Genomic DNA, 19,649 nt, shown 5'->3' on the forward strand with positions numbered 1-19,649 from the left:
GTCAAGAATGCCAAAAGCATCGTGAAGGATCAAAAAAAGGTACTCAAAACGATTTTTCAAGATATTGATGACCTCATTTCTCTGGAGGTATTTGATAGTAAAACCTTTGACGAAAAGATTGCAGATGCGGAAGATGAACGGAAGAAAACGATTAAAGATTTAATAGAACTTGATCAAAATCTAAAAGATGAATATGCTTTGTCAGAGACTGAGGAGAAGGCTACAATGGCATTGTACGTAGAAATGATAAATGCGACAAATGACGGAAAATCCATTTCGCCTATGAATTTTGACAAGAAAGCGTATCAAAATAGCGAAATCTACAAGGCAAAAAGCGATATTGAGAAGCAAACTTCTGAATATCTAAAAATCAAAAAAGATCAAGAAGAAGCCCGCAAGATTGCAAAGGAACAAGAAGCGCTCGCCAACCGTCCTTGGTATGAAAAAGCTCTTGATTACGGAGGAAATATCGTCAATGAACTGACAGGCGTGAACGATGCAAAACGTGCCGCAACAGGTGTCGATCCGATCACAGGAGAAGAACTCACCGCAGGACAGCGAGTCGCCGCAGGCGGCATGGCAGCAGCAGGATACATCCCGATCGTCGGATGGGCGGGCCGTATTTTCAAAGGCGGTAAAGCCGTTTATAAAACGACTCAAGCCACGTCCGCCGCAGTCAGAGCGGTCGACATTTACAAGACATCACAGAAGTCTTTTGACGCCCTGAAAACGTCTCAAAAAGGCTTATATGGACTCACCGCAACTAACGGCTTCAGCGAAGCGATTACAGGTCGAGATATGTTTGGAAATAGGATCTCGAAAGAACAGCAGGAAGCGAGTATGAATGCGGCTTTGGGGATGCTTTTGCCATTTGGGGCGAAAGGGTTTCATGGCCAACGAGTCGCCGCAGGCGGCATGGCAGCCGCAGGATATATCCCAATCGTCGGATGGGCAGGACGTATTTTCAAAGGCGGAAAAGCCGTCTATAAAACGACTCAAGCCACGTCTGCCGCAGTCAGAGCAGTCGACATTTACAAGACATCACAGAAGTCTTTCGATGCGTTGAAAACATCACAAAAAGGCTTATATGGACTCACCGCGACCAACGGCTTCAGCGAAGCGATTACGGGTCGAGATATGTTTGGAAATAAAGTCTCGAAAGAACAGCAGGAAGCGAGTATGAATGCGGCTTTGGGGATGCTTTTGCCGTTTGGGGCGAAGGGAGTTAAAAGTAATTTAGATTCCATTAAAAAGCCCAAATATATCCCGAAAGATATAAATGGTAAAAATGCGAGTCTGCCAAAATACGAGAATGGGAAGTTAATCAATGGAACGGTTCATAAACCAGATTCACAGTTTCCTCATACGCAAATTGGTTATAGGAAAGGGCGTAAAGAGGGGTACATTCAAACCCTCGAATGGGGAAAAGATGGTACGCCGATACAAAGAACAGATTGGACGGATCATGGTAGAGGTGATCACACAAATCCACACTCTCATCTTGCGGTCTTTAAGGATGGATCATGGAGTTTTAAAGAATAATTTGGAGGAGATTTGAATGGGTGTAAAGGAATCAGCGTTTTTATTAAAAATAAGAGGTATGGAATATTTTAACGATGAATTATCTTGCTTAGGTGATCAACTTGCTGAGATTCTTTTGTGTATTAAGGAATTTAAACAGGATTATCAATGGTATGTATTTGATGTCTTTGGTTCGACTCATTCTTCTCTTTTTGAGCTATTCCCAAGCCGAGATTTGAGTTTAATGTCAACAGACCAGTTAATAGATAGTGTAAGACAAGTTGTTCAATTTGAATCAGGTGTCTTTATAGGATTTCAAAAAGGGTTACAGATTGAATGGGATTTGAATTCAATGCCTGAAACAGAAGAAGATGAGGGCATCCAACACTCTTTAGCAGATATTGAAATTAGAGCATTCGATTTTTCTTACTTTGAAGTTTATGGTAATGATGTGGAAATTGAGAAACACCTGGTTCATAACCTGAATAAGTGAGAGAATTTCAATACGTTGTTGAGTATAAATGTATCTTAAAAACGAGGCTAATAAACCACCACAAAAAAAGGGGAATAAACCATGCTATGGATTTTCACACAAAACGAACAAAGTTTCGTTAATGTTCACGAAGTCACAGTAACCGGTAAAAAGATTGAAGGGTCTATCGCAGGCGGCGATTCTTGGGTCAAGACGCTCGGCAAGTATGACTCAAATGATCGAGCGTCAGAGATCCTTCAAGACATTGTGAAAGTAATTGAAAAAAACCCAAATGGTACGATGACCTATCGGATGCCTCATCAATAAAAAAGAAACCACCTTTCCATTGCGAAAAGGTGGTTTTGTTTATGAAGGTGTTTTGGTAAAGGCTAAAAATAACGGAATGCCTGTGCCGACAAGTGTTGTGGCAAATAGGAACATACCGCAAATGAATAGAAAATGACTGGCTGAAAAGACGAGTGCCAGAATAAGAAATACGATGCTGAGTCCTGCCATGCTATATGATGGGACAAAGCGGCGTTTGTATGTGGCTTTCTTTGTTAGGAATGAGAAGAAAATGCCAAATAATAAAGGGACAATCCATAAGTAAAATAAAATAATAAGAGACATACATCATACCTCGATTTTTTCCTTCTATTTTATCAGATGCCAATCACAACGGATACTACAAAGCTTCACTTTGTAAAATAGTTCATCCAATCGACACAATTAAGTAGGCTGATTGATCGAATTCGTTTTTTGTTTCATATATTCAGGCTGTAAAAGTGCGTACACACAGTGATCGGCAAAGTGGTCGCCCAGCCATTCACATTGTCTTAATATGCCTTCAAGTGAAAAAGATAAACGCTCTGCGATGCGTCTGCTTTTTTGATTATCAACAGCGGCCCTTATTTCAATGCGGTGCAGACCGCACTCTTCAAATAAATAGTGAATGACCGCTTTGCATGCTTTTGTCATGATGCCTTTTCCTTGATAGCCTTCCCCGAGCCAATAGCCAATGGAAACCGTCCGATTAATCCAATGAATTTGGTGGGTGCCAATGATACCAACGAGTTCTCCATGTGACCAGATTCCAGCCTGAAAACCATTGTTTTGCAAAGCTTGTTGCATGGCACCTTGAATAAACGCCATGCTATCTTCTTCTGTCTGCGTCGAATCGACCCATAGCATCCATTCACGTAAGTGCTCTCTTGAGCGTTGGATGAGCAGATACAGACTTCTCGCGTCTCTTGGTTCAAGTAGCCGCATGGATAGATCTTGATCCTGATAAAAAAACATGTGATCACATCCTTTCAAGGGAAATTCTACCACAACCCGATATAAAAGACAGCCTGATCACTGTCTTTTACATAAACGTATCCACAATTAAAAACAGATTAAGTGCGACAACAAGAGCTGCTATCACCCAAGATATTCCGGTCACCCAGCGAGCATTCGTCAAATCGCCCATAATTCGTTTTTTACTTGTAAACAAAATGAGCGGAATTAAAGCAAACGCAATGCCAAAGGATAAGACCACTTGACTCATCACAAGCGCAGATGTCGGATTGACCCCAGATGCAATGATCGCAATAGGGGGGATGATGGTAATCAGCCGGCGGACATACAGCGGAATTCGGTACTGAATAAAACCTTGCATGATAATATCGCCTGACAGTGTACCGACAGAAGAACTGGAAAGTCCGGCTACAAGCAGACCTACACCAAATAAGATCGCTGATACAGGACCTGCGAGAGTTCCAAAATGCTGAAATGCTACATCTAAATCCTCAACAAAAAGACCATTTTTAAAAAATAAAGCAGCTGCTACAATCAACATGCTGGCATTGATAGCGCCAGCAACTACCATCGCAATGAGGATGTCTAAAAACTCAAAACGAAAAATCAGCTTTTTCTCTTTTTCCGTTCTGCCGACGACTCTTCTTTGCGTTAAGGCTGAATGGAGATAGATCGCATGCGGCATCACCGTAGCGCCTAAAATACCAGCGGCAAGCAGTACGCTGTCTGTCCCTTCAAACCTTGGAATGAACAGTCCACCGGCGACACTTGCAAGATCAGGTTTAGCCACAAAGGTTTGTACAGCGAAAGCAATCACGACAACAAACAGCATGCCGGTAATTCCTGCTTCTAACGCTCGATAACCTCGTCTTTGGAGCTCTAAAATGGCAAAAGAACCGATCGCTGCAATAATCGATGCTTCAAGCAGCGGGATACGAAAGAGTAAGTATAAACCAAGGGCAGCCCCGATAAATTCGGCTAAATCTGTGGCGATAATGACGAGTTCGCCCTGAATCCATAAAGCAATCGAGACTGGTTTTGGAAACTCTTCTCGAGCAATTTCAGGTAAATTTTTCCCTGTTGCGATTCCAAGCTTTGCAGACAAAGACTGGATGAGTAAGGCCATGAGATTGGATATGAGAATGACCCATAACAGAAGGTAGCCATATTTCGAACCAGCCGCAATGTTGGTCGCAAAGTTTCCTGGATCAATATAGGCAATGGCTGCGATAAAAGCAGGCCCGAGAAAAGGAAGGAGCCTTCTAAATCCTTTCACCTTTCCTTCAAGTGCACGCTCCGCTGCCACTGACATGTGGGCTTGTGCCTCGATGTATTTGTTTGTCATATGTCATCACCTAGATTCTACAAAGTTTTGCTTTGGCACAAAAAGTTTCCTCGATGCAATTTTTAATCATCATATGCCCATCTTCATGAAAAGTCAACTATCTGAACTAATAGGTTTGTTTATCATATGTAAGTGAAAAAAATAGATACCTTGTCAATCAAAACATAAAAAACACCGCCTCTTATCTTAGGCGGTGCATCCTCTGCTTCCTCTTCTTTTCTATCGTTTTTTAAGAAACCCTTGATCCAACGCTGCGGAAGATCAGGCTTAAAATAATGACAAAAATGGCTGCTCCTAAGATCGCTGGAATGATCGCAAATCCTGCCAGACTAGGACCCCACGTTCCAAGTAATCCATGACCAATCCAAGCACCTGCAAGCCCGGCAATCATTGAACCGATCCAGCCTCCTGGTACACTGCCTCCAGCGAGTGCACTCCCAATGAGACCAATGACAATCGCCACAACTAATGAAATCAGAAATCCTAACATGTTGATCACTCCTCTTTTGTTTGTTTATTGTTTACTAAGCAATAACCGTTTTAAAAGAGATTAAAACCTTTCGGAACCACTTCAATGTTCGATACGTATGATGGACAAGGATTGTGTATAATAACAGACATATACTTGAACGGCATCTAAGGAGGCAAATCGCATGGAGGAAAGAGAGTGGTTAAAAGCACAATTAAAAGAGATTGAAAAGTGGGAGAAAGACCAGCAAAAGGTATGGTTTTGGGAGAAACTTAGCCGGCTTCCATTTCAAATGCTGGACAAGCTGACCCCTGCCTTTATTCAAAAAAAAATCGGTGTGTTATTAGATGAGATGGGGCACTATATTCAATCAGGCGGTGTCTATTTGACGTCAGAGAAAGGCATTATTCATCAATTTCAAAAGAAATGTGCCGATGAATCGATTTCGCGTATTGAAGATATTGAGGCGGCTCCGATCGAGGTCATGGATGCCATTAGTGATCAGATGGGGAAAAACCGAACAAACCTCGCCACTGTGCAAGGTGCGACGACAGGTGTCGGAGGTATGTTTACATTAGCGGCAGATATTCCGGCTGTCCTCGGTCTCTCTTTAAAAACATTACAGGATATCGCCGTCACCTATGGCTATGATCCGAAAAATAAAGAAGAACGAGTCTTTATCATTAAATGTTTACAGTTGAATTCTGCTGACGTTGTTGGGAAAAAATCAATATTAAAAGAGCTGAAGAGCTATCATGCATCAGAAGGGAAGCACGAAAACATGATCTCTCAAATTCAAGGATGGCGTGAGGTCGTATATAACTATCGTGATTCGTTTGGCTGGAAGAAGCTGTTTCAACTTGTCCCAATTGCGGGGATTTTGTTTGGTGCAGCGTCCAACCGCTCACAGTTAAAAGGAATTGCCGAAACAGGCATCATGCAATATCGAAAGCGCAGAATATTATCAAGATTAGAGGAGCTCGCTCAGCAAGAACAGCGTGACTCCGGCGCATAAAAAAATCCCTCTCTCAAAGGGATTTTTTATTTGGCCTCAGCATCTTCTTCAAACGCTTGAATCGGAGAATATTCATAGCGTGCCCGGAGCTCGCGGATTTGTTTGATCAAGGTGGAACCGATGATCCTTTCTGCTTCATCATACAAAGGATCGAGCGCTTTCATCCATTTTTGCCGCTCTGCTGGTGTTAATTCGTGTATGGCAATTGGAGATTCGCGTTTAATGTCCTCCAGCTGATCCTTGTTCATTTGTTCGGCATGTTTTTCGTTCCATGCCGTTGTTTCTTCCATCGCTTCGAGTAAAATTCGCTTCGTCTCAGGTGTTTGACGATCAAAAAAGGATTGATCTGTTAAGACGACATACCCTAAATACCCGTGATTACTGATCGTCATATAGTCTTGTATATGATAGAATTTTTTTGAATAAATATTTGAAATTGTATTTTCTTCACCGTCTACTTTTTTTGTTTCTAGCAGCTGAAATGTTGAATTAAACGATTCCTGATAGGGTTTTGCGCCAAGAAGCTTGAATTGCTTTTCAATCATGTCACTTTGCATAATACGGAGAGATTGTTTTTTTAAATCACTAGGCTGCTTGATTGGGCCTTTATTCGAAGTGATTTGCTTAAAGCCATTTGTCCAGTAGGCCATTCCCTTTAGTCCGTCTTTTTGCAGTGTGCCGAACAGTCTCTGTCCAATCGCACCATGTAACCCTTCTTGGACAGCATCGTAGTTAGAAAAGGCAAAGGGCAGATCAAGTGCCAGCCATTCAGGGGACAGCATGCCGAGCTTTGACGTAGACGGAGCAATAAATTGAACTTGATTCTCTTTTAGTGCATTAATTTCTTCGATATCAGAATAAAGACTCCCGTTTGAAAAGATTTGTATGCTGATCCTGCCGTCGGATTTTTCATGAACAAGCTCAGCAAATTTCTTTGCAGCCAGCCCTTTTGGGGTATTATCTGCGACAACATGGCTGAATTTGAACACAAGCTGATCCTTCAGCCCAGTCTGTTCATCGTCGAAGGTCGTCGCTGATTTAGGCATCATATGATAAAAGCCAAAGTATAAAGCGGTTACAAAACCGATGATGAGCAATAGCGTATAGGCGAGTAAATTCTTCATGCGTCAGATCCCCCTTATGTCAAGGATACTTGACAGAGGAAGAATTCGTAAAGATACAGGTGAAAAAATGATGAGAAATCGACTGAAATTACAACAATTATCTATTAGATGGAAGCTCACCATCCTCACATATTTCGTTGTCATTTTTGCCCTTTTAATCGGAGGAATTGTTCTAGTCGGGGGAATTCAGCAAACAGAGGAACGAGAACTTCGAAAAAGGCTCATGAACACGGCAAGAACAGTAGCTGAGATGAATGAGGTAAAGCAGGCATTGGATGATCAGACAAAGGAGCGTGCGCGTTTGCAGCATGCCATCGAAGAGATTCGGATTATCCAAGATGCTGATTACATTGTTGTCATGGATATGGATCACGTGCGATTGACACATCCAGTGAAAACAAGGATTGGCCAGCGCTCGGAAGGGACAGATGAAGAACCTGCCTTTGCAGAGCATATCTATTTCTCAGAAGCACAGGGAGAGCTTGGCACAGCCATTAGAGCTTTTTATCCAGTAAAGGATGAAAAATTTAACCAAACAGGGGTTGTACTAGTCGGAAGAACATTGCCGAGTATGGCAGATATATTAGGAGAAATGAAGCAGGATATCCTCATGATCCTTCTGCTCACACTCAGCTTCGGGCTTGTCGGTTCATTTTTGCTCGCCCGTCATATTAAACAGCAAATGTTTAAGCTGGAGCCGCATGAGATTGTCAGAATGTTAGAGGAACGCACGGCTACCTTTCATTCCATTAATGAAGGGGTTATTGCCATTGATAACCAGCACATGATCACCATTTTTAATGAAAAAGCAAAGCAAATTTTCAGCGTGACAGGTGATGTAGTGGGCCGAAATATTTGGGATGTGCTGTCAGATACAAGGCTTCCAGAAATCATTGACCGCGCAGAACCCGTCTACAATGAAGAAATTCATATGAGCGGAAAGCGGATCATGAGCAGCCGAATTCCAATTGTGATGAAAAAGAAAATCATCGGAGCGGTTGCGATTTTTCAGGACCGGACAGAGGCGGCCAAATTGGCGGAGGAATTAACCGGGGTGAAGAATTTCGTTGATGGCCTGCGGGTGCAAAATCATGAACATATGAATAAGCTTCATACAATTGCGGGTTTAATTCAGCTGGGGAAAGCCGATCAAGCACTCGATTTAGCGTTCCAAACGACCGAAGAACAGGAGCATGTGACGGACTTTCTCCACCGTGTAATACAGCATGATGCAGTTGCAGGTTTGTTGATGAGCAAGATAAGAAGGGGCAAGGAGTTAGGCATAAAGGTTGAAGTAGATGAAAATAGCAGTCTGCGCAATTTCCCAGAGCGGCTGGATCAGCATGATATGACGAAGCTGCTTGGCAACCTGATCGAGAACGCCTTTGCCTCGTATGATACTGTAGAAAGAGACACAAAACTTATTTCCATTAGTATTGATCAAACAGAGGATGTCCTCGCGATCTTAATTGAAGATTATGGATCTGGAATAGAAGAAGACATGATTCCTCATATTTTCGACAAAGGCTTTACTCACGGTAAAGAAGGCGGAACAGGCTACGGGCTGTATATTGTAAAAACGATTATCGACAAAGGAATGGGAAATGTAGAAGTCACATCAAGCATCGGCATTGGTACCACCTTCTCAATCGAATTCCCAATGACAATAGAGGAGAGAGACAGATGACTCAGATTAAGGTGCTATTAATTGAAGATGACCCGATGGTGCTAGAAGTCAATAAAGAGTTCATTAAGAGTGTCCCTGGCTTTCAAGTTGCGGCTGTAGCAGGAAATGGCGAGCAGGGCATCCAGCTGATCAAAGACATTCGCCCAGATCTTGTGGTGCTCGATGTGTATATGCCTAAAAAAGATGGCGTCAAAACACTGCAAGACATCAGAAAGCAAAAGATGCAGGTGGATGTGATTGTGATTTCGGCAGCAAAGGACAAAGAGACGATCGGCACCATGCTTCAAAATGGTGCCCGAGATTATATCATTAAGCCATTTAAGTTCGAACGGATGAAAGAATCTCTTGAAAGCTATAAAATGTTCAAATCAAAAATTCGTACCGCAGCAGAATTTTCTCAAGAGATGCTCGATGATATCATACGAAAGCCTGCAGTTAAGCAGGAAGAGACATGGCTTCCTAAGGGGCTGAATGTGCATACGATGAATGAAATTAAAGCCTATATGCGTCTGCAAGAAGGAGCGCAGTCTGCAGAGGAAGTCGCCAATGCACTTGGGATTGCACGTGTCACGGCACGCCGTTATTTAGACTTCCTTGTAAAAGAAGGCGAGCTGAAATTAGATATGCAATATGGCGGGGTCGGACGCCCTGTGAATAAATATATCGTACATTCTGACTAAGAGACCAAAAAGACCAAAATGTACGATATGTCCATAAGCTTCACAGCCTTTGATGAAATCGCTATCATTTACCTACAGATAACAGTTAAGCGTTTACATCAAAGGGTGAGGGAGTTGATTTTTTATGAAGAGGCTATTGAAGAACCTGACATTTCAGGTCATTGCAGCTGTCATTATCGGGATTGTTGTTGGGATGGTTTGGCCAAACGTCGGGAAAGAAATGAAGCCGCTTGGTGACACATTTATTAATGCAGTGAAAATGGTCATTGCACCTATTATTTTCTTAACCATTGTTCTTGGAATTGCCAAGATGGGGGACATGAAAAAGGTTGGAAAAGTGGGGGGAAAAGCTTTTATCTATTTTGAAGTTGTGACGACGCTTGCGCTTGTCATCGGACTGTTTGTGGTCAATATCATGAAGCCAGGAGCAGGTCTTGACTATAGTAAGCTTGAAAAAGGGGATGTCTCGCAATATACCCAAAATGGAGGACAGGGTATCGACTGGATGGAGTTTGTCACACACATTGTGCCATCTAACATGGTAGATGCCTTTGCAAAGGGAGATATTTTACAGGTCTTATTCTTCTCTATTTTATTCGGTGTTGCGCTCGCTGCACTTGGCGAGAAGGGGAAAGGCATCATCGAATGGCTTGATAAACTGTCGCTTGTCTTCTTTAAAATCATTGGTTACATCATGCGTGCTGCGCCATTAGGGGCATTTGGAGCAATGGCTTATACAATCGGACACTTCGGTTTAGCTTCAATTAAACCACTTGCTAGTCTGATGCTTTCCGTTTATATGACGATGTTCCTGTTTATTTTCGTCGTGCTGAACATCATTTGTAAAATGTATGGCTTCAGCTTGTTCGGTTACCTCCGTTTTATCAAAGATGAAATTTTAATTGTTCTTGGCACAAGTTCTTCAGAATCTGTCCTGCCAAGAATGATGGATAAAATGGAACGCTACGGGTGCTCTAAGTCAGTCGTTGGACTTGTCATTCCGACAGGCTATTCCTTTAACTTAGATGGAACCTCAATCTACTTGTCCATGGCCGTGGTCTTCTTAGCGCAAGTGTTTGGGGTGGATCTATCCATCGGACAGCAGATCACGATTATCCTTGTTCTGATGCTCACATCAAAGGGAGCAGCTGGAGTCACAGGAAGCGGATTTATCGTGCTAGCTTCTACACTTGCTGCACTTCAGGTTATCCCGCTAGAAGGTCTTGCACTGCTATTAGGGGTCGACCGTTTCATGAGTGAAGGAAGAGCGATTACGAACCTGATTGGAAATGGAATTGCTACAATTGTTGTAGCGAAAAGTGAAGGGGAATTTGACGAAGCGAAGAGTAAAACAGCACTACAGGAAATGCGAAATATCAAGCAGGCTGTTTAGTATAAAAACATCCAAAAACCGAAACCTTATGTTCTACATGGGGTTCGGTTTTTTCTTGTGTAAAAAAGAAAAAACATAAAAGCTTGATAAATTTAGGACGAATCGTAAGACCTCATTGACCTTTTGTTATATAATTTACAGAAAGATCCGATATAATGAATATGAGATCCAACGAAAAATAGACTTTAGTCCTGGCAGGTGTGTAACGTATGGCGGCATTTTTAAAATTGTTCGAAAAACCTGGTGTCAAGAGGTTTTCAGTATTTGTAGTATTAGCCACAGCATTATATCTATTAAGAGGAATGATGAATTTAATCCTCCTGACCTTCATTTTCACCTTTTTAATGAACCGGTTAGAAGAGGTCATAAGAGGCTTTTTAAATCGCTTCCTGAAAATAGGACAGAAATCAGTCATCACCATTTTGTACATCCTTCTAGCTGGTGGATTGACGTTTGGCGGCTTTGTGTTTGTGCCCATCATTGCTAAACAGGTGGAACAGTTATTTCATTTAGGGAAAAAGATTGCAGATCATCCACAAGATTTACCCTTCTTTGACGTCGTCACCAATGTGTTCGGAGATTTCAAAATATCTTCTTTCTTCGAGAAAGGGTTTAATTTCCTCTATACATACTTAACAGATTTCAGCACGTTCAGTATCCAGGTCATTATGTCCTTAATATTAAGCATGTTTTTCCTGTTCGAAAAGGAACGCCTCATTCAATTCATGAATAAGTTCAAAACGAGTAAAATCTCCGTGTTCTATCATGAAATTGCCTTCTTTGGACGTAAGTTTTCCAGAACATTTGGTAAGGTACTTGAAGCACAGTTCATCATTGCAACAGTTAACTGTGTCTTAACGACAATTGCGCTTGGCATTATGGGCTTTCCGCAATTATTTGGATTAGCGGTCATGGTCTTCTTGTTAGGTTTAATTCCGGTAGCGGGTGTGGTCATCTCCCTCGTTCCACTCAGCATCATTGCGTATACACTTGGAGGCGGAATGTACGTCCTATATATTGTGCTGGTGATCGTGATCATCCATGCCATAGAAGCCTACTTCTTAAATCCGAAGCTCATGTCAGCTAAAACAGAGCTCCCTATTTTCTTCACGTTTATTGTCCTGATCTTTTCTGAACACTATATTGGCATTTGGGGACTGATTATCGGCATCCCAATCTTTGTGTTTATCTTAGATATCTTGGAGGTCACGAATAAGGAAGAAAGTAATTAAAAAGTTCATATGAACCTGTTTACAATTTTCTAAAAATAAGGTATAAATAGTATGAAAATATCATATTACCACACGCTTAATCCTTCTAAAGGAATGGGGGACCCAAGTTTTTGGGGTGAATTTTTCTTATTTTAAGAAAAAAGGACATCTCTTCGTCCTAACCCGTCAGCTAACCTCATCAGCGTGAAGAGAGTAGACAGTGGTACACGTATGGACACGCAGGCCCACGAGAAGACTCTCTCGTGGGCCTTTTTGACGAGGAAGGGGAGATTTTATTGAAGCTTGCGACGAAAATTATTATTGCTTTAATTGTAGGTGCAATCACAGGACTACTACTCAACATTTTTGCTCCAAACGTATTCAAAGTGTTAGACCCTTATTTATTTACACCTCTAGGTCAAATCTTCTTAAACCTGATTAAAATGTTAGTTGTGCCGATTGTCTTCTTTTCGATCACACTTGGTGTAGCAGGCCTTGGCGATCCGAAAAAACTTGGCAGAATCGGCGCAAAAAGCATCTCTTATTTTCTACTGACAACAACATTCGCTATTATCATTGCAATGTCTTTAGCCTTATTGATTAAACCAGGTTCCTTTGGTTCATTCGATACAAAAGGGGCAGAATACGAACCTCAAGAAGCGCCATCAACCACTGACACATTATTAAACATCATTCCATCAAATCCAGTTCAATCTCTAGTTGAAGGAAATATGCTGCAAATCATTGTATTCTGTGTTTTCTTAGGACTAGGAATTGCAGTACTAGGTAAAAAAACAGAAGGATTACTCAAAATATTAGAACAAGGCAATGAACTCATGATGTACCTTGTGGGCGTGGTCATGAAATTTGCTCCGTATGGAACATTCGGCTTAATTGTGACGGCTATTGGAAGCCAAGGTCTTGATGCCATTAAAGCCATGGGGCTGTACTTTACAGTCGTTCTAGTAGCGCTGCTTGTTCATTTCTTTCTCACCTATGGTTCCACATTGGCGATATTTGCAAAACGGAATCCTTTTACATTCTTTAAAGATTTTTCACCTGCGATGGTTGTAGCCTTTAGTACGTCTAGCAGTAGTGCGGTTCTCCCTGTATCAATGGAAACCGCTCAAAAGAAATTGAAAGTACCTGAGCCGATCTCTAGTTTCGTGCAGCCGTTAGGCGCTACGATCAATATGGATGGGACAGCGATTATGCAAGGGGTTGCAACTATTTTTATTGCACAAGTGTTTGGTGTGGAGCTAACGCTCATACAAATGCTTACCGTTGTATTAACCGCCGTATTAGCCAGTATCGGGACTGCTGGTGTACCGGGAGTTGGCTTGATTATGCTGGCCATGGTACTAAATTCTGTCGGTCTTCCTGTTGAAGGCATTGGACTGATCCTTGGGATAGACCGTTTATTAGATATGGCAAGAACGGTTGTCAATATTACAGGTGACGCAGCGTGTGCAGTGATTGTGACAGAAACTGAGAAAAAACATGAGAAAGATGCATCATCACCTCATGTATCAATGTAATGTTTAAAAGGGCTGACTGGATCAGCCCTTTTTTTCGTGGAACGGCTTGTCTAGCGTGATATACTTTTTACAGGATGAGCGGCCGTAACTGCCGCCATAGGTTTTACATCAGAAGGAGGAACCACTTTGCAGTCTGCTGTTTTACACATAGAGAACGTCGATAAACAAATTGGCCGGCATCAAATTTTGCAACATATTTCGATGGACATTAGGCAAGGAGAAATTGTCGGTTTACTTGGTCCAAATGGGTCTGGAAAAACGACCTTGATTCGATTGATCGTTGGCTTGATGAAAAAAAACAACGGCCGGATCATCATGAATGGATATTCTCAAGATGATGATCATCAAAAGGCGATGTCATCTGTTGGGGCGATCATAGAAAATCCGGAATTTTATTCATATTTAACAGGTTTTGAAAACCTTGAGCTGTATGCATCTATGCATGATGGAGTTTCAGAAGAGCGCATTCTTGAAGTGGTAAAAAGAGTTCGTCTGGAGCACGCCATTCATCAGAAGGTCAAAACGTATTCACTAGGGATGAAGCAAAGGCTCGGGATTGCGCAAGCAATTTTGCATAAGCCCAATCTGCTCATTTTAGATGAACCAACAAATGGGCTTGATCCCGCAGGAATGAAGGAGTTTCGAGAGCACTTGCAACTGCTTGTACAAGAAGAAGGTGTCTCTGTGTTATTTGCTACACATCTTTTGCATGAAGTAGAAGAGCTTTGTGACCGCATGATCATCATCCAAAAAGGACAGATCAAAGCCAATACAAACCTTCGCGACATGGAAGGAAAAGAGCAGGTGCTGATGAATATTCAGCCAGTAGAAAAGGCAGCTTCATGGCTAGATACGCAAGGATATACATATGAACAAAGGGATCAGCATGTGCTGGTTCAATTGAATAAAGACCGTGTGCCGGAGCTGAATAAACAGCTTGTCTTAGCAGAATTTGATGTACTTGAAATGACGCCTCAAAAACAATCAATTGAAGAGGCCTTTATGAAATGGACGGAAGGCGGGACGACAGATGCTTCAACTCATCAAGAATGAACATAAAAAAATCACGAGACAAAAGATCACATTCATTGCACTTGGACTGATTGTTGTCTTTCAATTGACGATGGCTCTAACATTGAAACGAGTCATTTCCGGGCTTGGCGGGCAAGATACAGTCGCGAACTATTTTGCTTATTCCACGAATGTTGTGTTTATTTTACAAGTGTTCGCTGTCGTGATTGGCGCCACATTGATCTCAACAGAGTTTCAAAAAAGAACCATCAAGTTCTTGTTGATTCGGCCGAAGACAAGGCTTCATATTTTCTTGTCAAAATACATCACTCTTGTGCTGATGGTCCTTTACCTGTTTGTTTTTTATTATGTGTTCGCTTTTCTTTTTGGCCTTATTTTCTTTGGTACTGATTTTGATGAAAGCACTGGACGGTTTTTTTTGCACACATTTGCTGTGATTGGATCACAGTGGGTGGAAGTGGTCATGATGGCAAGCTTTGCTTTTCTGTGCTCAAGTTTGTTTAGAAACAGTCTGATTGCACTTGTGACTTCATTTTTCGTCTTATACGCGGCGAAATCATTAGTGTCGATCATGTCTCTGTTAGAAAATCAGTGGGGGAAGATTCTACTTTTCGCTAATACGGACTTCACACAATACAGTTTTCAAGGTCCGCCGCTCTTTCAGGGCATGAGCCCTCTGTTTTCGCTATTCATTGTAGGGGCGCATTTCGTTTTCTTTGTTGGTGCTGCTTGGCTCCTTTTTTGGAAGCGTGATGTAAATGTGTAAAAATTGTGTCAAATAACAAGAAAAATTCGTGACATCTTTGTGAAAACGAGTCTGTATTTCACGATAACCGGCTGATTTTGTCTTATAATAAGACAGAGTCATGGAGGTGGCACTATCGTGAAAAATTTTATTACGGCTTTACCTATTTTGTTGCTGTTGTCGTTTTCGTTTGTGTCTTTTGCCTTCCAGTTTGATCATCTTGTTTATTTCAGACTAGCGCTAGGGATCTTTTCATTAGCGGGTCTTTTCTTTCTGTATACACTTAAAAGAAACATGAAATGGTTCATGGTCTATTTATATGCGAGCTGGATCGTGCTTGCTGCCGTTACGACATTTGAAGAACCCGTGTTTTCACAATTCTTCTTCGGTGGTTTAACGATGACAATGGGTTATCTAACATATATGCTCATCTATTTAGGAATGAAGCAAGACCGTGTAGCGAAATCACATTAAAACAAAAGCCGATAAAATCGAAGAATAGATTTTATCGGCTTTTTCTTTTCTTCAGGCAAATAAAAAAGCAGCCATCTATTTGACTGCTCTTCTTGTGCTTATGATTCACGTCCAGCAGCGGCAAGCTGCTTCTGGTGCTTTTTGTCGATGGTTGCGTATATACTTTCCATCATCTTAGGGTCTCGCATGATCGCTTCCTTGTTTTCTTCAATCAATTGCTGATACGTTTTGATTTTCTTCTTAGACATGTAACTCAACGCTCCTTTGGTAGAATGCACTCTATAAGATTTCACATAGATGAAATTGATAATCATTTTCAATTAGCAACTCCATTATACAAAGCAGAATGTCATAAGTAAAGATTCAATTCAGAAAATTCACGTAACCGACATATTCCCATCCATATCGACGATGAATTCTTTCCCAGGAAATAATCCGCTGTCAAACCTTGTCATGAAATCAGATCAAACATTCCCTGCCGATGTTGAAACGTTTTAGCCGCACATCTCGTCTTATGAAGAGATTTGATTTAAAAGGATATAAAAAAAGACACCAGCATGAGTTGGCTGATGTCTCCATTCAAATGAGTTATGAAACGTGTTCTTGAAGAAACTCTGTTACTTCTTCAGGTGATTTAGCGTTGGCACTGTGTAAATGACCTGTTTTTTCGCCATTTTTGAAAATTAACAGGCTAGGAATTCCCATGACCTGATACGTTTCCGCTAACTCAGGAAAGTCGTCTTTGTTTATTTCAAACCATTCATTCTGAGCATAAGCCTCTAAGATGTCTGGAATGAACATGTCCATTCTAGTGCAATCAGGGCACCATGTCGCAAAGAATTTAACGATGACCTCTTTGTCTGATTGAATGATTTCGTTGAATTGTTCAGTGCTTGTAATTTTTTTCAATTTGTCACAACTCCTTTTCAATGTCATTTTAATATAAAATAAAGGCGAATGACATACAAATGCTCGGGGGGCGCTTACAACCTTTACAAATCATTTCAATTCCGTAACAACAAAAATTAATTAGAGCATTTTTGCTTGAAAGTGATAAGATAGTAAAGATGAATTTTAGTGGGGGGAGTATCCATTGAAAATAAGTTTAGGATTGGTTTACGGCGGAAAGTCAGCCGAACATAATGTATCACTGCAAACAGCCCTTGCAGTTACAAAAGCACTTAACACTGAGAAGTTCGATATACATCCGATTTATATTACAGAAGAGGGCGAATGGCTAAGAGGAGAAAAACTCACTGAACCAGTATCAAACGTCAAAATGCTTCAATTTGAACAAAATGCAAAGACGTTTTTACCAACTTCTTTAAATGAAAGCATGTTTCCACAGCCTGCAGCAGCTGATGAAAAGATTGATGTCGTCTTTCCATTGCTGCATGGACCAAATGGTGAAGATGGGACCATGCAAGGGTTACTTGAACTATTGAATATCCCGTATGTCGGTAACGGCGTTCTCGCGTCTGCTGCGGGTATGGATAAAGTCATGATGAAAGATGTGTTTGCTCAAGCTGGGCTTGCGCAGGCAAAGCATCTTTCCTTCAATAAAAAGGATTATGAGAAAGCCATATCAGACAGTCTAGAACAGGTAGAAGCAGTTCTCGGGTATCCTTGTTTTGTGAAACCTGCCAACATGGGATCAAGTGTCGGAATTAGTAAATGCCGCAGCAAAGAAGAGCTGCAAACAGCATTTGATTTGGCTTTCCAATATGATCGTCGTGTTGTTGTGGAAGAAGGCGTTGTAGGACGAGAAATTGAAATTGGTGTATTAGGAAATGACGAGCCGAAATGCTCAGTTGTTGGTGAAATTGCACCTAAAACAGATTTTTATGACTACAAAGCAAAATATGAAGATGGCGATACAGATTTGATCATTCCTGCGAATGTGTCAGAGGAAGAGTACAAGACGATTCACGATATGGCGATTAAGGCATTTAAAGCCATTGATGGATCTGGCCTCGTACGTGCAGATTTCTTCCTAACAGAAGAAGGCGAAGTGCTGATCAATGAAGTGAATACAATGCCAGGGTTCACACCTTTTAGTATGTTCCCGCTGCTTTGGAAACATACTGGTGTAGAGTATCCTGAGCTGATTGAGAAGCTGGTGTCACTTGCAATTGAACGCCATCAAGAAAAACAAACCATTAAAACCACTTTTTAATGTAAGAAGCAAGCAGACACTATCCTACAGGTAGTGTCTCTTTTCCTTCAAACGTGAAATGAGAAAGAGAGGCGAAAAAACATGATCAAACGTACAGTGAAACAAGTCGCCCAAATGGCTGGTGGCACATTATCGAATGAAGCTTTTGGCGAAGAACAGATACACGGAGTGACAACAGATACACGAAAAGTATCAAAAGGCGCACTATTTATCCCGCTTATCGGGGAACATTTTAACGGTCACACTTTTGCTTCAAAAGCAGTGGAGCTTGGAGCGGCAGCGGTTCTTTGGAATGAAACAGAAGCGAATCCACCGTTCGGTGTACCTGTCATTCTTGTAGAGGATACTTTGACAGCACTCCAACAGCTTTCGAAATCATACTTAAAAGAGGAAAATCCTCGAGTTGTTGGTATTACTGGAAGTAATGGCAAAACAACGACGAAAGATATGATCCATTCTGTCCTACAAACGACATACAGAGTCCACAAAACAGATGGCAACTTTAATAATCATATTGGACTTCCACTGACCATCCTTGCAATGCCAGAAAAAACAGAGATTGCTGTATTAGAGATGGGCATGAGTGCAAAAGGAGAAATCGAATTTTTATCTAATCTCGCTGAACCTGATGCAGCTGTCATCACCAATATTGGAGAATCTCATATGCAGGATCTAGGATCAAGAGAAGCCATTGCAGATGCAAAATGTGAGATCACAAAAGGGTTAAAAGAGGATGGGACTTTTTATTATTTAGGAGACGAGCCTTTACTCCGCCAAAGAGCAAATGCCCTTGCACGTAGCGTAAAAACATTTGGGGAATCAGAGGACTGTGATATCAAGGTGATTCACATCCACCAACTCGCTGAAGGCACTGAATTTCAAGTGGAGGGATATGCTCAAGGGTTTCTCATTCCTGTATTAGGGAAACACAATGTAAAGAATGCTCTTGCAGCTATTGCAATCGGCCAGCATTTCGGTCTGAATGAAAGGCAAATTGCCCAAGGGCTAATGCAAACGAAATTGACAGGCATGCGTTTAGAACTGTTTAAAACAGATAAGGGCATCACGGTTATCAACGATGCGTATAATGCGAGTCCTACGTCGATGAAGGCAGCGATTGATCTTGTAGGAGATATGGATGGCTTTGCTAACCGCATACTCGTTCTCGGAGATATGCTGGAGATGGGCAGTGAAGAAGAAACCTATCATTTTGAAGTAGGGGAGTACATCAAGCCTGAGTTTATTGATCATGTTTTAACGTTTGGCCGTCTTGGCGCATTCATTGCTGAAGGAGCAAAGAAAGCATTTGGAGACGACCGTGTATCTTCTTATATGGACAAAGAAGAACTGAAGAAAAAACTAGCGGATGTGGCAGGACCTGACGATGTCGTTCTGGTCAAAGCTTCCCGTGGCATGAGATTGGAAGACGTGATTACTGCACTATAAATCAGATCGGCAAAGAAGGTGA

21 protein-coding genes and 1 riboswitch are annotated in these 19,649 nt (G+C 41.5%); of the genes, 14 read left to right on the forward strand and 7 right to left on the reverse strand.

Annotated elements, in window-relative coordinates; translation table 11 throughout:
• The 3 genes from ACNO7B_RS02425 to ACNO7B_RS02435 form a co-directional block, all read left to right on the forward strand.
• A partial coding sequence (locus ACNO7B_RS02425) for a pre-toxin TG domain-containing protein (protein WP_417901123.1) occupies window positions 1–1,542 on the forward strand: 1,542 nt, incomplete at its 5' end.
• 16 nt (window positions 1,543–1,558) lie between these two features.
• Window positions 1,559–2,014: a hypothetical protein gene (locus tag ACNO7B_RS02430; RefSeq protein ID WP_417901124.1), complete on the forward strand. Its 456-nt coding sequence runs from the start codon at window positions 1,559–1,561 to the stop codon at window positions 2,012–2,014.
• A gap of 81 nt (window positions 2,015–2,095) precedes the next feature.
• Window positions 2,096–2,320, forward strand: coding sequence for a hypothetical protein (locus ACNO7B_RS02435; RefSeq protein ID WP_046527088.1), 225 nt, complete (start codon window positions 2,096–2,098; stop codon window positions 2,318–2,320).
• Between the two features lie 39 nt (window positions 2,321–2,359).
• Here ACNO7B_RS02435 and ACNO7B_RS02440 read toward each other — a convergent pair whose 3' ends face one another.
• The 4 genes from ACNO7B_RS02440 to ACNO7B_RS02455 form a co-directional block, all read right to left on the reverse strand.
• The gene (locus ACNO7B_RS02440; protein ID WP_008346966.1) at window positions 2,360–2,623 is read right to left on the reverse strand and encodes a hypothetical protein; all 264 of its coding nucleotides are present in this window, start codon (window positions 2,621–2,623) and stop codon (window positions 2,360–2,362) included.
• Window positions 2,624–2,722: 99 nt separating this feature from the next.
• Window positions 2,723–3,292, reverse strand: a complete 570-nt coding sequence (locus tag ACNO7B_RS02445; RefSeq protein WP_008346964.1) for a GNAT family N-acetyltransferase — start codon at window positions 3,290–3,292, stop codon at window positions 2,723–2,725.
• Window positions 3,293–3,359: 67 nt separating this feature from the next.
• Window positions 3,360–4,637 carry an Nramp family divalent metal transporter gene (locus tag ACNO7B_RS02450; RefSeq protein WP_417901125.1) on the reverse strand — a complete coding sequence of 426 codons (1,278 nt, stop codon included), beginning with the start codon at window positions 4,635–4,637 and terminating at the stop codon, window positions 3,360–3,362.
• A 229-nt stretch (window positions 4,638–4,866) separates the two neighbouring features.
• Complete coding sequence (locus ACNO7B_RS02455; RefSeq protein WP_003214275.1) at window positions 4,867–5,127, reverse strand: GlsB/YeaQ/YmgE family stress response membrane protein; 261 nt, start codon at window positions 5,125–5,127, stop codon at window positions 4,867–4,869.
• 163 nt (window positions 5,128–5,290) lie between these two features.
• Between ACNO7B_RS02455 and ACNO7B_RS02460 the strand changes: the two genes are divergently transcribed.
• Window positions 5,291–6,121 (forward strand): EcsC family protein, encoded by an 831-nt coding sequence (locus tag ACNO7B_RS02460; RefSeq protein WP_052320361.1) that lies wholly within the window; start codon window positions 5,291–5,293, stop codon window positions 6,119–6,121.
• Window positions 6,122–6,147: 26 nt separating this feature from the next.
• Here the strand turns inward: ACNO7B_RS02460 and ACNO7B_RS02465 are convergent, their stop codons facing one another.
• Window positions 6,148–7,245, reverse strand: coding sequence for a TRAP transporter substrate-binding protein (locus tag ACNO7B_RS02465; RefSeq protein ID WP_073415648.1), 1,098 nt, complete (start codon window positions 7,243–7,245; stop codon window positions 6,148–6,150).
• 67 nt (window positions 7,246–7,312) lie between these two features.
• Between ACNO7B_RS02465 and ACNO7B_RS02470 the strand changes: the two genes are divergently transcribed.
• The 8 genes from ACNO7B_RS02470 to ACNO7B_RS02505 all read left to right on the forward strand — a co-directional run bounded on the left by ACNO7B_RS02470 (window position 7,313) and on the right by ACNO7B_RS02505 (window position 16,005).
• On the forward strand, window positions 7,313–8,932 hold the full coding sequence (locus tag ACNO7B_RS02470; RefSeq protein WP_417901126.1) for an ATP-binding protein: 1,620 nt from the start codon (window positions 7,313–7,315) through the stop codon (window positions 8,930–8,932).
• Window positions 8,929–9,612, forward strand: a complete 684-nt coding sequence (locus ACNO7B_RS02475) for a response regulator (RefSeq protein WP_417901127.1) — start codon at window positions 8,929–8,931, stop codon at window positions 9,610–9,612. Before ACNO7B_RS02470 ends, ACNO7B_RS02475 begins: the two co-directional genes overlap by 4 nt.
• A gap of 124 nt (window positions 9,613–9,736) precedes the next feature.
• Window positions 9,737–11,005 (forward strand): C4-dicarboxylate transporter DctP, encoded by a 1,269-nt coding sequence (dctP, locus tag ACNO7B_RS02480; RefSeq protein ID WP_224562769.1) that lies wholly within the window; start codon window positions 9,737–9,739, stop codon window positions 11,003–11,005.
• A 209-nt stretch (window positions 11,006–11,214) separates the two neighbouring features.
• Window positions 11,215–12,237: an AI-2E family transporter gene (locus tag ACNO7B_RS02485; protein ID WP_065459895.1), complete on the forward strand. Its 1,023-nt coding sequence runs from the start codon at window positions 11,215–11,217 to the stop codon at window positions 12,235–12,237.
• A gap of 63 nt (window positions 12,238–12,300) precedes the next feature.
• Window positions 12,301–12,435, forward strand: a riboswitch (cyclic di-AMP (ydaO/yuaA leader).
• A gap of 77 nt (window positions 12,436–12,512) precedes the next feature.
• Window positions 12,513–13,754 carry a dicarboxylate/amino acid:cation symporter gene (locus tag ACNO7B_RS02490; protein ID WP_366968736.1) on the forward strand — a complete coding sequence of 414 codons (1,242 nt, stop codon included), beginning with the start codon at window positions 12,513–12,515 and terminating at the stop codon, window positions 13,752–13,754.
• A gap of 126 nt (window positions 13,755–13,880) precedes the next feature.
• Window positions 13,881–14,807, forward strand: coding sequence for an ABC transporter ATP-binding protein (locus ACNO7B_RS02495; protein ID WP_410685531.1), 927 nt, complete (start codon window positions 13,881–13,883; stop codon window positions 14,805–14,807).
• Window positions 14,785–15,552: an ABC transporter permease gene (locus tag ACNO7B_RS02500; protein ID WP_417901128.1), complete on the forward strand. Its 768-nt coding sequence runs from the start codon at window positions 14,785–14,787 to the stop codon at window positions 15,550–15,552. The genes ACNO7B_RS02495 and ACNO7B_RS02500 overlap by 23 nt, the downstream gene beginning before the upstream one ends.
• A gap of 117 nt (window positions 15,553–15,669) precedes the next feature.
• Window positions 15,670–16,005 (forward strand): hypothetical protein, encoded by a 336-nt coding sequence (locus ACNO7B_RS02505; RefSeq protein WP_017366657.1) that lies wholly within the window; start codon window positions 15,670–15,672, stop codon window positions 16,003–16,005.
• A gap of 98 nt (window positions 16,006–16,103) precedes the next feature.
• On the opposite strand, the gene fbpB is transcribed toward ACNO7B_RS02505, so the two are convergent.
• A complete protein-coding gene (gene fbpB, locus ACNO7B_RS02510) occupies window positions 16,104–16,253 on the reverse strand; it encodes a Fur-regulated basic protein FbpB (protein WP_017366658.1) in 150 nt (49 codons plus the stop codon).
• Between the two features lie 340 nt (window positions 16,254–16,593).
• Entirely contained in the window at window positions 16,594–16,914 is a 321-nt protein-coding gene (locus ACNO7B_RS02515; RefSeq protein WP_008346934.1) for a thioredoxin family protein, read from the reverse strand.
• Between the two features lie 184 nt (window positions 16,915–17,098).
• Between ACNO7B_RS02515 and ACNO7B_RS02520 the strand changes: the two genes are divergently transcribed.
• On the forward strand, window positions 17,099–18,181 hold the full coding sequence (locus ACNO7B_RS02520; RefSeq protein WP_060780792.1) for a D-alanine--D-alanine ligase: 1,083 nt from the start codon (window positions 17,099–17,101) through the stop codon (window positions 18,179–18,181).
• 81 nt (window positions 18,182–18,262) lie between these two features.
• Complete coding sequence (locus ACNO7B_RS02525; protein ID WP_417901129.1) at window positions 18,263–19,627, forward strand: UDP-N-acetylmuramoyl-tripeptide--D-alanyl-D-alanine ligase; 1,365 nt, start codon at window positions 18,263–18,265, stop codon at window positions 19,625–19,627.
• Window positions 19,628–19,649 lie beyond the last annotated feature (22 nt).

It is taken from the genome of Bacillus sp. AK25 (assembly GCF_048270685.1).
In the GTDB taxonomy this organism is placed as follows: Bacteria; Bacillota; Bacilli; order Bacillales; family Bacillaceae; genus Bacillus; species Bacillus altitudinis.